This window comes from Pseudomonas sp. Marseille-Q5299 (genome assembly GCF_943737035.1).
Lineage (GTDB): Bacteria > Pseudomonadota > Gammaproteobacteria > Pseudomonadales > Pseudomonadaceae > Aquipseudomonas > Aquipseudomonas putida_E.
The window spans coordinates 241,995-253,846 of the sequence record NZ_CALSFR010000002.1; the positions used below are offsets into that span (position 1 = coordinate 241,995).

The window sequence follows — 11,852 nt, forward strand, 5'->3', positions numbered from 1 at the left end:
GTCAAACGCGGGCCTTGAACAGCTCATGATGTTGCCGGCACTGCTCCGCCGTCAGCATGAACACCCCATGCCCACCGCGCTCGAAGTCCAGCCAGGCGAAGTCGACCTCCGGGTACAGCGCCTCGACATGCACCTGGCTATTGCCCACCTCGACAATCAGCAGGCCCTTCTCGGTCAGGTGCTCGGCCGCCTCGGCCAGCATGCGCCGCACCAGGTCCAGGCCATCGCTGCCGCAGGCCAGGCCCATCTCCGGCTCATGGTGATACTCGGCCGGCATGTCGCCGAAGTCCTCGGCATCGACATACGGCGGGTTGGACAGGATCAGGTCGAAGCGCTGCCCCGGCAGGCCCGCGAAGCCGTCACCCTGTACCGTGAATACCCGCTCGTCCAGGCCATGGCGTTCGATGTTCTGGTTGGCCACTTCGAGCGCTTCGAAGGACAGGTCGGCCAATACCACCTCGGCCTCGGGGAACACCTCGGCCGCCACGATACCGATGCAACCGGAGCCCGTGCACAGGTCGAGAATGCGCGCAGGCTCGTTGGCCAGCCATGGCTCGAAGCGTTTTTCGATCAGCTCGCCGATTGGCGAACGCGGTACCAGCACACGCTCGTCAACGATGAACGACATGCCGCAGAACCACGCCTCACCCAGCAGGTAGGCAGTGGGTACACGGTCTTCGATACGGCGCTTGAGCAGGTGCTGCAGGCGTACACGCTCGTCGTCCTCGAGCTGGCAATCCAGGTAGCTGTCGGCGATTTCCCACGGCAGGTGCACGGCGCCCAGCACCAGCAGGCGGGCTTCATCCCAGGCATTGTCGGCACCGTGGCCGAAAAACAGCTCGTGCTCGTGGAAGCGGCTGACCGCCCAGCGGATGTGGTCGCGCAAGGTGCGCAGACGAGATGTGATCACGGGGTACTCCTATTCAGATCTGGACAAAAGTCTAACAGCCCGCACCGCACAAATGTTCCTGCGGATCGCCCAGCGGGTAGCCACAGGCCAGTAACTGCGCCGGTTTCGATGTCAACCATTCCCATTGGCGCCAAGGCAAGGGAGAATAGGTATACAAAAGCCCTTCCAAGGAGCCCTTGATGTCCGTTCCAACCACGATGTTCCGCCTCACTGGCCGCGATTACCCGCCGGCCAAGCTGAGCCAAGCCAGCCTGATCGTCATCGATGCGCAAAAAGAGTACCTCAGTGGTCCGCTCGCGCTGTCGGGCATGGACGAGGCCGTGGCCAACATCGCCAGGTTGCTCGACGCCGCCCGCAAGGCCGGCCGTCCGATCATCCACGTCCGCCACCTCGGTACCGTCGGCGGTCGCTTCGACCCGCAAGGCCCTGCCGGTGAATTCATCCCGGGGCTGGAGCCACACGACGGTGAAATAATCATCGAAAAACGCATGCCCAACGCGTTCAAGAACACCAAGCTGCACGAAACCCTGCAGGAGCTGGGGCACCTGGACCTGATCGTCTGCGGTTTCATGAGCCATTCCAGCGTCAGCACCACCGTGCGCCGGGCCAAGGACTATGGTTATCGTTGCACCCTGGTGCAAGACGCTTCGGCGACCCGCGACCTGGCCTTGAAAGACCGCGTGATTCCCGCTGCGCAGATTCACGAGTGCGAAATGGCCGTAATGGCCGACAACTTCGCCTGCGTCGCCCCCACCGCCAGCCTGATCTGAGCCTGGCGAGCTGACCACCGCCCGGCAGCCGGGCGGAACCCGGGGGCCGGTTGCCGGTCGAATTTCTGATGCCCACAGAGGAAATCGGAATGAAGCTCAAAGGCAGTTTCGACGCCAAGCGCCTGCGCCAGCGCGAGCCACGCAACTGGGGCGCCCGCCTGGCCGCCGGCCTGTCGGCGCTGCTGGCCACGTTCGGTGTGCTGCTGGCCATGGCCGGCGTCGCCGGGCTGCTCGGTAATTACCCGGCCTTTGCCGAGCTCAATGCAAACCGCCCGCTTTCGATTACCCTGAGCGTGGTCGGGCTGGTGCTCCTGTACCTGGGCGTGCGCTTCTGGCGGCGCAGCCGCATTCGCCTGCGCCGCGGTCGGGAGCTGAACATGTCGCCGCACCTGATGAAAAAGCACGACTGAAGGCTGTGCTGAAGCCCCTTGGCCCTGCCGGCGGCAGGGCCATTGCTGACGCCACAGGGTTGATCGCGTAAACTACGCCGCCCACGTGGAGGCACCATGCAAGACGACGATTTTTCCCTGTTCAGCGCCGAGGTGCGCGGCGTCAAGCCGATCAAGCACGACCGTGCCGAGGTCGGCAAACCCAAGGCTGACCGCAAGCAGCTGGCCGGCCTGCGCCAGGCGGCGACCGTGCGCAGTGACCAGACCTTGGTGATCGACGGCCTGTCCGACCAGTTCGTCATCGACGTGGGTGCCGAAGACGAGTTGATGTGGCGCCGCGACGGCGTGCAGGAAACCCAGCTGCGCAAGCTCAAGCTCGGCCAGATCGCCTTCGAGGGCAGCCTCGACCTGCACGGCATGACTGTCGAGAAGGCCCGCGAAACCCTGTGGGCCTTCATTGCCGAGGCCAACAAGCTGGAAGTACGCTGCGTGCGCGTGACCCACGGCAAAGCCGCGCGCCTGGATGGCAAGCGGCCAATGATCAAGAGCCACGTCAACACCTGGCTGCGCCAGCACCCGCAGGTGCTCGGTTTCGCCTCCTGCCAGGCCCGCCACGGCGGTACCGGTGCCGTGTACGTAATGCTCAAACGAACCATGATGGAAGGCCGCGACGAGTAACGCCGCGCTTGCAGCGCAGGCTTTGCCGCCGTAACCTTCGTTTTTGCGATTTTTTCCCACAGGTAGATACATGTCCCTGGAACAGAACTACACCGAGATCCTCAGCCAGATCGGCGAGGACGTCTCCCGTGAGGGCCTGCTCGACACGCCCAAGCGGGCTGCAAAGGCCATGAAATACCTTTGCCGCGGTTACGAGCAGACGCTGGAAGAAGTGACCAACGGCGCGCTGTTCACCTCCGACAACAGCGAAATGGTGCTGGTCCGGGACATCGAGCTGTATTCGATGTGCGAACACCACATGCTGCCGTTTATCGGCAAGGCGCACGTGGCCTACCTGCCCAAAGGCAAGGTACTGGGCCTGTCCAAGGTCGCGCGGATCGTCGACATGTTCGCCCGCCGCCTGCAGATCCAGGAAAACCTCAGCCGCCAGATCGCCGAGGCCGTGCAACAGGTGACCGGCGCTGCGGGTGTGGCGGTGGTTATCGAAGCCAAGCACATGTGCATGATGATGCGCGGTGTGGAGAAGCAGAACTCGACCATGCTCACCTCGGTGATGCTCGGTGAATTCCGCGACAACCCGGCCACGCGCATGGAGTTCCTCGGCCTGATCAAATGATCGGCGCGTGACCCGAGCCGGCCCTGAGGGTCGGCTTTTTATTTTCAGGAGTTGCAGATGATCGTCAAAGCCTTGCGGGTCGGCCTCGGCCAGCTCATCGTGATCGGCGACCTGATCAGCCGCCCGGCCAAGCGCAAGCGCGATGCCGCGGCCCAGGCGCATGTCGAGCAGCAGGCCAAGGGCCTTGCGCTGTACCAGTTCCATGCGTGCCCGTTCTGCGTGAAAACCCGCCGCACCCTGCACCGCCTCAACGTGCCAGTGGCATTGCGCGATGCCAAGAACGACCCAGAGCACCGCCAGGCGCTGCTCGAAGGTGGCGGCCGGGTGAAAGTGCCGTGCTTGCGCATCGAAGAGCAAGGCAACGTGACCTGGATGTATGAGTCCAAGGCAATCATTGCCTACCTGGACAAACGCTTCGCGAGTATCTGAGGCGGTTTTTTGTAGGAGCGGCCTTGTGTCGCGAAGGGCCGCAAAGCGGCCCCAGGAGATCAGCGGCGCCACCGATATCCTGGGGCTGCTGCGCAGCCCTTTCGCGACACAAGGCCGCTCCTACCCGCAGCAAGGTGCAAATGGCCGCGCTGAACAAAGCCAGGTGGTGATGACACTGGAAGCGCTCAAGGTCGCTGTTCACGCCTGTAGGAGCGGCCTTGTGTCGCGAAGGGCCGCAAAGCGGCCCCAGGATATCAGCGGCGCCACCGATATCCTGGGGCCGCTTCGCAGCCCTTTCGCGACACGAGGCCGCTCCTACGGAACCTGTGAGGCCTGCTCAGCCCACCATCGGCACATGCCGAGGATGCGCGGCCACCCGGGCCAGCCAGGCTCGCACACCCGGGTACTCGGCCAGGTCGAACCCACCCTGATGCGCCACATGGGTGTAGGCATACAACGCCACATCGGCAATCGAATATTGCTCGCCCACCAGGTACGGCGTCATCTGCAACTGCCGCTCCATCACCCTCAATGCCTTGTAGCCGCCCTTGTGCAGCTTGCGGTATTCGTCCACGCGCTCGTCAGGCAAACCCAGGTAAAACTGGATGAACCGCGCCACGGCGATGTACGGCTCATGGCTGTACTGCTCGAAGAACTGCCACTGCAGCACCTGGGTACGCAAACGCGGCTCGCTGGGCAGGTACTCGCTGCCATCGGCCAGGAAATTGAGAATGGCGTTGGACTCCCACAGGCAGGTGCCGTCCTCGAGCTTTAGCACCGGCACCTTGCCATTGGGGTTCATCGCCAGAAATTCCGGCGTTTCGGTCCCCCCCTTGAGGATATCCACCGGATGCCATTCATAAGGGCGGTCCAGCAGGCTGAGCATCAGCTTGACCTTGTAACAGTTGCCCGACTGGTAGTCGCCATAGACTTTGTACATCGCCCCTCCCTCCCATGCAGTTGCGCATTCGTGCCCAATAGTTGGCGACTGTACGGCTAAAAGCAATGCCCGCTGTATGGCAAGGATCAACCCGACGCGCGTTAGTCTGAAAAAACTGCTTACACATGGACAAGGACTTACCCCATGACCGATGCCACCTCCGCACGCCTGCGGCCCCTGGCAGACAGCTCAACGTCGGCCGTCGTCGCCGGCTTCATCGCCATGCTCACCGGCTACACCAGCTCGCTGGTGCTGATGTTCCAGGCTGGCCAGGCCGCCGGCCTTTCCACGGCGCAGATCTCGTCGTGGATCTGGGCCCTGTCCATCGGCATGGCGGTCTGCAGCATCGGCCTGTCGCTGCGCTACCGCACGCCGATCACCGTGGCCTGGTCGACGCCCGGGGCTGCGCTGTTGATCACCAGCCTGGGCGGGGTCAGCTACGGCGAAGCGATCGGTGCCTACATCACCTGTGCCGTGCTGGTACTCATCTGCGGCCTGACCGGCAGCTTCGAACGCCTGGTCAAACGCATCCCGGCATCACTGGCCTCGGCATTGCTGGCCGGCATCCTGTTCAAGATCGGCAGCGAAATCTTCGTCGCAGCGCAGCACCGCACGCTGCTGGTGCTGGGCATGTTCTTCAGTTACCTGCTGGTCAAACGCCTGTCGCCGCGCTACTGCGTGCTGGCAGCGTTACTGGTGGGCACGGCGCTGTCCGGCGCACTGGGTTTGCTGGACTTCAGCAGCTTCAGGCTGGAAGTGGCCACACCGGTGTGGACTACGCCCAGCTTCTCGCTGGCCGCGACCATCAGCATCGGCATTCCACTGTTCGTGGTGGCCATGACCTCGCAAAACATGCCGGGCGTTGCCGTGTTGCGCGCCGACGGTTATCAGGTACCGGCTTCGCCATTGATCTCAACCACCGGCTTTGCCTCACTGCTGCTGGCCCCGTTCGGCTCGCACGGCGTCAACCTGGCGGCCATCAGCGCAGCGATCTGCACCGGGCCGCATGCCCATGAAGACCCAAGCAAGCGCTATACGGCGGCAGTGTGGTGCGGGATTTTCTACGGCATTGCCGGGGTGTTCGGCGCCACGCTGGCGGCGTTGTTCGCTGCGTTGCCCAAGGAGCTGGTGCTTTCTATTGCGGCATTGGCGCTGTTCGGCTCGATCATGAATGGCCTGACGGTGGCCATGAGCGAGGCGCGCGAGCGGGAGGCAGCGCTGATTACCTTCATGGTGACGGCGTCGGGCTTGACCCTGTTTTCGATCGGGTCTGCATTCTGGGGGATTGTAGCGGGGGTGGTGACCCTGCTGATTCTCAACCCGCGCAGGGCCTGACCGAAGGGGTGCCGTACCGGCCCCATCGCCGGCAAGCCGGCTCCTACAGTTACACCACATGCCTTGAAATCAGTGGGGTTCCTGTGGGAGCCGGCTTGCCGGCGATGGGGCCGGTACAAACGATCACAAACGAAAATGCCCCACCATCCCCTTAAGGTCACTGCCCAACTGCGCCAGCTCGATACTTGACTGCGCATTACCCTGCATTGCCAACGCCGCCTGATCGGCACTGCCCCGAATCTGCGTGACACTGCGGCTGATCTCTTCAGCCACCGAACTCTGCTGCTCTGCCGCCGCAGCAATCTGCTGGTTCATCTGCTGAATCAACGACACCGCCGCCGCAATACTGCCCAGGGCGCTTTCGGTTTGCAGCGCATCGGCCACCGCCAGGCGTACCAGGTCGGTACTGCCACGGATCTGCGCCACCGACTGCTGGGCATTGCCGCGCAGGCTGGCAACCAACCGCTCGATCTCCTCGGTAGACTGGCGGGTACGCCGGGCCAGCGCCCGCACCTCATCGGCCACCACGGCAAAACCACGCCCCTGCTCGCCCGCCCGCGCCGCTTCGATGGCGGCATTGAGCGCCAGCAGGTTGGTCTGCTCGGCAACGCTCTTGATCACTTCCAGCACATCGCCAATGGTGTGGATCTCGGCGCTCAGGCTGTCGATACCGGCGCTGGCCGCATCCGCCGCCGCCGCCAATTGCTCGATACGCTGCATGCTCTGGCGCACCACCACCTGGCCCGAATCGACCTTCTCGTCAGCGGCCTGGGCCGCCAGTGCCGCCTCTTCGGCATTGCGCGCCACATCGTGCACGGTGGCGGTCATCTGCTGCATGGCGGTCGCCACTTGCTCGGTCTCTTCCTTCTGGCTGCCCACTTCGCGGTTGGTCTGCTCGGTTACCGCTGACAGCGCCTGGGCACTGCCAGCCAGTTGCTCGATACCCTGCTGCAGGCCGCTGACGATGCCCGACAGCCCGGCAGCCATCTGCTGCATGGCCTGCATCAACTGCCCCACCTCATCGTTGCGCGCAGCTTCCGCGTCCAGGCTCAACTCCCCGGCAGCGATGCGCTGGGCACGGCCAATCACCCGTTTGAGCGGGCCGACCACCGCCCGCGTGATCAGCCACCCCGCCAGCACGCCCACCAGCAGCGCCAGGCCGGTTGCCAGGGCGATGGCCACGGCATTGCGCGTCAGCTCAGCCTGCATCGCTTGCTCGTCCGCCGCATAGGCCTGATCGACCCGCTGCGTAGCCTGCTCGGCACGCGCCTGCAGTTGCGCCTTGATACCGTGCTCTTTGCCGAGCAGGTCGGTGTATTCGTTGAGTTTGTCGGAGAAGCTGGCGATATGCCCCTGCACCTCGCCCAGCACGCTCTGGTAGCCCGCATCGCCGACCGCCGCCTTGAGCTGCTCGACCAGCCCTGCCGCCTCAACTGTCTGGGCGATGCGCCCTGCGGCTGCGCCCTCCTCGCCTTTGCGGCTCTGGTCCAGGCGCACGCGCGCCTCGTCCATGGCCTGCAGCATCAAGCGGGATACCTGGGCCACCTGCGCAGCCTGCTCCAAAAACTCCCCGCCTTGCTGGCCTTGTGACTGCTTGAGCGTGTAGGTGCCGTCATCGGCCAGGCCGGCCTGCAGTACATCGAGGTTGTTGGCCACGCTGGAGACCGACCAACAGGCCATGTCCAGCGCCAGCTCCTTGGCCTGCACCGCTTCGACAAAGGCTTCGAAGGCCTGGCCATACGCCGCCAGGTCCGCTTCGGCCGCCGCCAGTGCCGGCAGGCTCCGGGCGCGTTCGCTGAGGTTGTGCAGGCCGCTGCGCAAAGCCTCGGCCTCCTTGATATCGGAGCGCAGGGCAAAGGCCTGTTCGTGCTGGCGCAGCTTGAGCAGGTCGGTATTGAACTGGCCCAGCTGGCGCAGGCCACCGAAATGCTGGCCGACGCTGTACAGCGCGGCAATGCCGATGGCTGCCACCGCCAGGGTCAGCAGCAATACCAGGGCAAAGCCCAGGCCCAGCTTGCGGGCCATGCCCAGGTTGGCCAGAAAACCCTGCCTGCTCGCCTCCATACGCCGCCCCCTTGCTCTCAGAGTTTGCAAAGGCCAAGCGTGGCAACGATTGCGTTGAACTCACAAGGGCTTGAGGGCGCAATAGTGTCAAATAGCTATGAGCGTGTCGTAATCAGCTTGCTGAAGGTCGCCCTGTATGTGAAAGAAAGGCCAGAGCACGGGAACCCTGCCCATGAGCGACATTGATGCGCAAACTGGCCGGGGCCGGTAAGCACGTCACCGGAAAATGACCCGCCCAGGCATCATTTGCAGACGACGATCATGGTACGGCTGGTATAACCCGCAGGGTTTATGCCGAACAGGAAGTCCCCTTCCTCCTCATCGTCACTGGTCGAGCGGGCGACAACTTTGTAACCACGGGCCCCACAGGACTGCGCCGCCTTGCTATAGCACTTGTCCCACGATGACGAGAGGCCCGAGCAATTGATATGCAAGCCCTTGCGGCCTTTTCTCATCTCGGTCTTGGCAGTTGCCGCGCACCCTGCGATCGCCACGATGGCCAAGAACAAAACTAAATGCTTCATTGCTGTCCTTAGATGAAGTGACTTCATCGTAAGACCGGTCACCAACGATCCAGTTCTTGCCCCAACCCTATCACAGAGAAATCAAACTCCGTACCATCGCCCCGTCGGCGCAGGGCCCCTTTTCAAATAGCCGTGGCCCCACCGTCCACCGTAAGGCTGTGCCCGGTAGTGAACGCAGCCCCATCACTGCACAGGTACACCACCGCACTGGCGACTTCCTCGACCTTGCCGATGCGCCCGACCGGGTGCATCGCGGCGGCGAACTCGGCCTTGCGTGGGTCGGCCTCGTAGGCGCGGCGGAACATGTCGGTATCGATCACCGCCGGGCACACCGCATTCACCCGGATGCGCTTTTTGGCATATTCGATGGCCGCCGATTTGGTCAGGCCGATCACCGCGTGCTTGGACGCGCTGTAGATGCTCATCTTAGGCGCCGCGCCCAAGCCTGCCACCGAGGCGGTGTTGACGATAGCCCCGCCGCCCTGGGCCAGCAACAGCGGCAGCTGGTACTTCATGCACAGCCACACCCCTTTGACGTTGACGCCCATGATGGCGTCGAACTCTGCCTCGCTGCCCTCGGCCAGGCGGCCCTGCTCGATTTCGATACCGGCATTGTTGTAGGCATAGTCCAGGCGACCGTAGGCCTGAATGACCTGCTCATGCAGCCGGCGCACATCAGCGTCACGGGTCACGTCACAGGCCACGAACAGCGCCTGGCCACCGGCCTCGTTGATCAACGCCACGGTGCCCTCACCACCGACCGGATCGAGGTCGGCCACCACCACCTTGAGCCCCTCACGGGCAAACGCCAGAGCCGTCGCCCGGCCGATACCCGCCGCACCGCCAGTGACCAGTGCTACCTGGCCGGAAAAGGTCATGCTCATCGAATGCTCCAATCATGGTTGCAGCAAAGCGCAATTTTTTAATGTGGGAGCCGCGCTTGCCGGCGATCGAGCGCGCAGCGCTCGCCCCGGCCTGCAGGCATTTCTCAACGCCCGAAACAAGAGGCCACTCCACAGCCCATCGCCGGCAAGCGGCCCCCACAAATGGTTGCAGCAGCCTTTGGCTTCTGCGCTCAGAGTCTAGTCAGCCTGCCAACCCACTGGGCAGCATCATCAAGCCAGCGGTTGGGCTATCATGCCTACCAGTGATTTTGCAGACCTGTTGTCATCACCACGTTAAATTGACCCTTCTGCTCCTGCCCACAAGGACCCCGCCATGACCCAGACCAACCGCCGCTTCCTGCTGGCCAAACGCCCGACCGGCGCCGTGCGCCGCGACGACTTCACCTTCGAGACGGTGCCCGCCGATGCCCCCGCCGAAGGCCAGATCCAGGTACGCAACCTGTACCTGTCGCTGGACCCGGCCATGCGCGGCTGGATGAATGAAGGCAAGTCGTACATCCCGCCCGTGGCACTCGGCCAGGTAATGCGCGCCCTGGGTGTAGGCGAAGTGGTGGCCTCCAACCACCCCGACTTCAAACCCGGCGACCATGTCAGCGGCGCGCTCGGCGTGCAGGACTATTTCACCGGCGAGCCCCAGGGCCTGCACAAGATCGACCCCAACCTTGCCCCCCTGCCCCGCTACCTCTCAGCCCTGGGCATGACCGGCATGACCGCCTACTTCGCCCTGCTCGACGTCGGCCAGCCAAAAGAGGGTGACACCGTGGTCATCTCCGGTGCTGCCGGCGCCGTGGGCAGCATCGTCGGCCAGATTGCCAAGATCAAAGGCTGCCGCGTCGTCGGCATTGCCGGCGGCGCGCAGAAATGCCAGTACCTCAAGGATGAACTGGGGTTCGACGGCGTCATCGACTACAAGGCCGAGGACGTGCTGGCCGGCCTGAAGCGCGAATGCCCCAAGGGCGTTGACGTGTACTTCGACAACGTCGGTGGCGAGATCCTCGACGCCGTGCTCACCCGCATCAACTTCAAGGCCCGCATCGTCATCTGCGGCGCGATCAGCCAGTACAACAACAAGGAAGCAGTCAAAGGCCCGGCCAACTACCTGGCGCTGCTGGTAAACCGTGCGCGCATGGAAGGGTTCGTGGTGATGGACCACGCCAAGGAGTACGGCAAGGCCGCGCAGGAAATCGCCGGCTGGCTGGCCAGTGGCAAGGTCAAGAGCAAGGAGGATGTGGTGGAGGGGCTTGAGACGTTCCCAGAAACCCTGCTCAAGCTGTTCAGCGGGGAAAACTTCGGCAAGCTGGTGTTGAAGGTTTGAAATACAGGGGCCGCTCACGCGGCCCCTTAGCACATTTCAATGTTAAGTATCGTTAAGAACCTGTACGAAAAATGTGAAAAAACTGTAGTATTGGATCCATTATTCATGGCTATTTGATACTACAAGGAATGAAGGTGTGGTTGGCGATTCACAGATCTGGCAAAACGAATACCCCCACACTCTGCGCCATCGCGACACCACCTTGCACCTTCAAGCCCCTATTGCCCAGCATACCCGGCAAGCCTTCGAACGACTGATCGAGCAGAGCGCCAGTGCCAAACGGGTCAGCGCCCCTCTTGAATGCTCCCGAAGCCTGCTGTTCACCAAACGTGAAAAGCTCGATTCGCTGAAAAAGAAGCTGCGCATGCAGCGTGGCCGGCCCAAGCGCAACGGCATGTACGACTGGTCCCTGGAAGAACTGATCAACACCCGCGAAGCAGCCCGGCGGGGTGCGCGGGTGCCCAAGCTGGTCGGCTACGGCTACAGCCGCTCCCGGTTCGGCCTGATGCAGGACTTTTTCCTCATCACAGAATTACTGAGCGGGCACGAGGACGGGCTGGCAAAGGTGCGCAAAAAGCCAGAGGCCGTGCACGGGGTGATCGCGGCAGCGTTCGAACTGCTGCATGCCCTGCACTGCCAAGGCGTCACGCACATGGACCTGTGGGCGGCCAACGTCATGCTCCCGGAAGAAGGACAAGCGCAGGCCATCGACCTGGAGAACAGCTTCTCCGGGCCCACGGCCTACATGAGCGAAACCTTGGGTTTTCAGTTCGGCTTTTTCTACTACCGAGAAATTTACCGCTATATAACCGAAGCGGACTATGATGCTGCGGTAGAATACGCACTGGCCGAGTACTTCCCTGATGTGCAACGCGCAGCCTTCAACCGGGTGTACGCGCTTGCCAAACATGAGGAAATCGGGCGCCTGGAGCGCCGCGAAATCTTCACCAGCGGTGTACTCGAAAGTCGTTGGTAGA

Annotated in this window: 13 protein-coding genes and 1 pseudogene; 8 read left to right on the plus strand and 6 right to left on the minus strand. The window is 63.0% G+C overall.

Going from position 1 to position 11,852, the window contains the following annotated elements; genetic code table 11:
• Position 1: 1 nt before the first annotated feature.
• Positions 2–910 (minus strand): 50S ribosomal protein L3 N(5)-glutamine methyltransferase, encoded by a 909-nt coding sequence (prmB, locus tag NGJ21_RS05545; RefSeq protein WP_251961922.1) that lies wholly within the window; start codon positions 908–910, stop codon positions 2–4.
• 179 nt (positions 911–1,089) lie between these two features.
• Between prmB and NGJ21_RS05550 the strand changes: the two genes are divergently transcribed.
• The 5 genes from NGJ21_RS05550 to NGJ21_RS05570 all read left to right on the plus strand — a co-directional run bounded on the left by NGJ21_RS05550 (position 1,090) and on the right by NGJ21_RS05570 (position 3,792).
• Positions 1,090–1,680: a cysteine hydrolase family protein gene (locus NGJ21_RS05550; protein ID WP_046786620.1), complete on the plus strand. Its 591-nt coding sequence runs from the start codon at positions 1,090–1,092 to the stop codon at positions 1,678–1,680.
• A gap of 89 nt (positions 1,681–1,769) precedes the next feature.
• Positions 1,770–2,090 carry a hypothetical protein gene (locus tag NGJ21_RS05555; RefSeq protein ID WP_046786621.1) on the plus strand — a complete coding sequence of 107 codons (321 nt, stop codon included), beginning with the start codon at positions 1,770–1,772 and terminating at the stop codon, positions 2,088–2,090.
• 96 nt (positions 2,091–2,186) lie between these two features.
• Positions 2,187–2,747, plus strand: a complete 561-nt coding sequence (locus NGJ21_RS05560; protein WP_251961923.1) for a Smr/MutS family protein — start codon at positions 2,187–2,189, stop codon at positions 2,745–2,747.
• 70 nt (positions 2,748–2,817) lie between these two features.
• Positions 2,818–3,363 (plus strand): GTP cyclohydrolase I FolE, encoded by a 546-nt coding sequence (gene folE, locus NGJ21_RS05565; protein ID WP_012313343.1) that lies wholly within the window; start codon positions 2,818–2,820, stop codon positions 3,361–3,363.
• A gap of 57 nt (positions 3,364–3,420) precedes the next feature.
• Positions 3,421–3,792 carry a glutaredoxin family protein gene (locus tag NGJ21_RS05570; protein WP_115272898.1) on the plus strand — a complete coding sequence of 124 codons (372 nt, stop codon included), beginning with the start codon at positions 3,421–3,423 and terminating at the stop codon, positions 3,790–3,792.
• A gap of 337 nt (positions 3,793–4,129) precedes the next feature.
• Here NGJ21_RS05570 and NGJ21_RS05575 read toward each other — a convergent pair whose 3' ends face one another.
• Positions 4,130–4,732 carry a glutathione S-transferase family protein gene (locus tag NGJ21_RS05575; protein WP_046786623.1) on the minus strand — a complete coding sequence of 201 codons (603 nt, stop codon included), beginning with the start codon at positions 4,730–4,732 and terminating at the stop codon, positions 4,130–4,132.
• Between the two features lie 144 nt (positions 4,733–4,876).
• On the opposite strand from NGJ21_RS05575, the gene NGJ21_RS05580 reads away from it, so the two are divergent.
• A complete protein-coding gene (locus tag NGJ21_RS05580; protein WP_046786624.1) occupies positions 4,877–6,067 on the plus strand; it encodes a benzoate/H(+) symporter BenE family transporter in 1,191 nt (396 codons plus the stop codon).
• Between the two features lie 123 nt (positions 6,068–6,190).
• Here NGJ21_RS05580 and NGJ21_RS26010 read toward each other — a convergent pair whose 3' ends face one another.
• The 4 genes and pseudogenes from NGJ21_RS26010 to NGJ21_RS05595 form a co-directional block, all read right to left on the minus strand.
• Complete coding sequence (locus NGJ21_RS26010; RefSeq protein ID WP_404601327.1) at positions 6,191–7,072, minus strand: methyl-accepting chemotaxis protein; 882 nt, start codon at positions 7,070–7,072, stop codon at positions 6,191–6,193.
• Positions 7,052–8,131 (minus strand): annotated as a pseudogene (locus NGJ21_RS26015) (HAMP domain-containing protein); the annotation flags it as partial. The pseudogene NGJ21_RS26015 and the gene NGJ21_RS26010, both read right to left, overlap by 21 nt.
• A gap of 242 nt (positions 8,132–8,373) precedes the next feature.
• Complete coding sequence (locus NGJ21_RS05590; protein ID WP_196997667.1) at positions 8,374–8,655, minus strand: hypothetical protein; 282 nt, start codon at positions 8,653–8,655, stop codon at positions 8,374–8,376.
• A 122-nt stretch (positions 8,656–8,777) separates the two neighbouring features.
• The gene (locus NGJ21_RS05595) at positions 8,778–9,539 is read right to left on the minus strand and encodes an SDR family oxidoreductase (RefSeq protein WP_125924354.1); all 762 of its coding nucleotides are present in this window, start codon (positions 9,537–9,539) and stop codon (positions 8,778–8,780) included.
• 334 nt (positions 9,540–9,873) lie between these two features.
• Between NGJ21_RS05595 and NGJ21_RS05600 the strand changes: the two genes are divergently transcribed.
• Positions 9,874–10,875, plus strand: a complete 1,002-nt coding sequence (locus NGJ21_RS05600; RefSeq protein ID WP_177010602.1) for an NADP-dependent oxidoreductase — start codon at positions 9,874–9,876, stop codon at positions 10,873–10,875.
• A gap of 136 nt (positions 10,876–11,011) precedes the next feature.
• Positions 11,012–11,851: a lipopolysaccharide kinase InaA family protein gene (locus tag NGJ21_RS05605; protein WP_251961925.1), complete on the plus strand. Its 840-nt coding sequence runs from the start codon at positions 11,012–11,014 to the stop codon at positions 11,849–11,851.
• Position 11,852 lies beyond the last annotated feature (1 nt).

Coding starts and splice junctions, on each gene's coding strand:
- NGJ21_RS26010 (WP_404601327.1), bottom strand. CDS start 7,072: ATGCAGGCCATGCAGCAGATGGCTGCCGGGCTGTCGGGCATCGTCAGC.
- NGJ21_RS05575 (WP_046786623.1), bottom strand. CDS start 4,732: ATGTACAAAGTCTATGGCGACTACCAGTCGGGCAACTGTTACAAGGTC.
- NGJ21_RS05550 (WP_046786620.1), top strand. CDS start 1,090: ATGTCCGTTCCAACCACGATGTTCCGCCTCACTGGCCGCGATTACCCG.
- NGJ21_RS05590 (WP_196997667.1), bottom strand. CDS start 8,655: ATGAAGCATTTAGTTTTGTTCTTGGCCATCGTGGCGATCGCAGGGTGC.
- NGJ21_RS05580 (WP_046786624.1), top strand. CDS start 4,877: ATGACCGATGCCACCTCCGCACGCCTGCGGCCCCTGGCAGACAGCTCA.
- NGJ21_RS05560 (WP_251961923.1), top strand. CDS start 2,187: ATGCAAGACGACGATTTTTCCCTGTTCAGCGCCGAGGTGCGCGGCGTC.
- NGJ21_RS05595 (WP_125924354.1), bottom strand. CDS start 9,539: ATGAGCATGACCTTTTCCGGCCAGGTAGCACTGGTCACTGGCGGTGCG.
- NGJ21_RS05555 (WP_046786621.1), top strand. CDS start 1,770: ATGAAGCTCAAAGGCAGTTTCGACGCCAAGCGCCTGCGCCAGCGCGAG.
- NGJ21_RS05600 (WP_177010602.1), top strand. CDS start 9,874: ATGACCCAGACCAACCGCCGCTTCCTGCTGGCCAAACGCCCGACCGGC.
- folE (WP_012313343.1), top strand. CDS start 2,818: ATGTCCCTGGAACAGAACTACACCGAGATCCTCAGCCAGATCGGCGAG.
- NGJ21_RS05570 (WP_115272898.1), top strand. CDS start 3,421: ATGATCGTCAAAGCCTTGCGGGTCGGCCTCGGCCAGCTCATCGTGATC.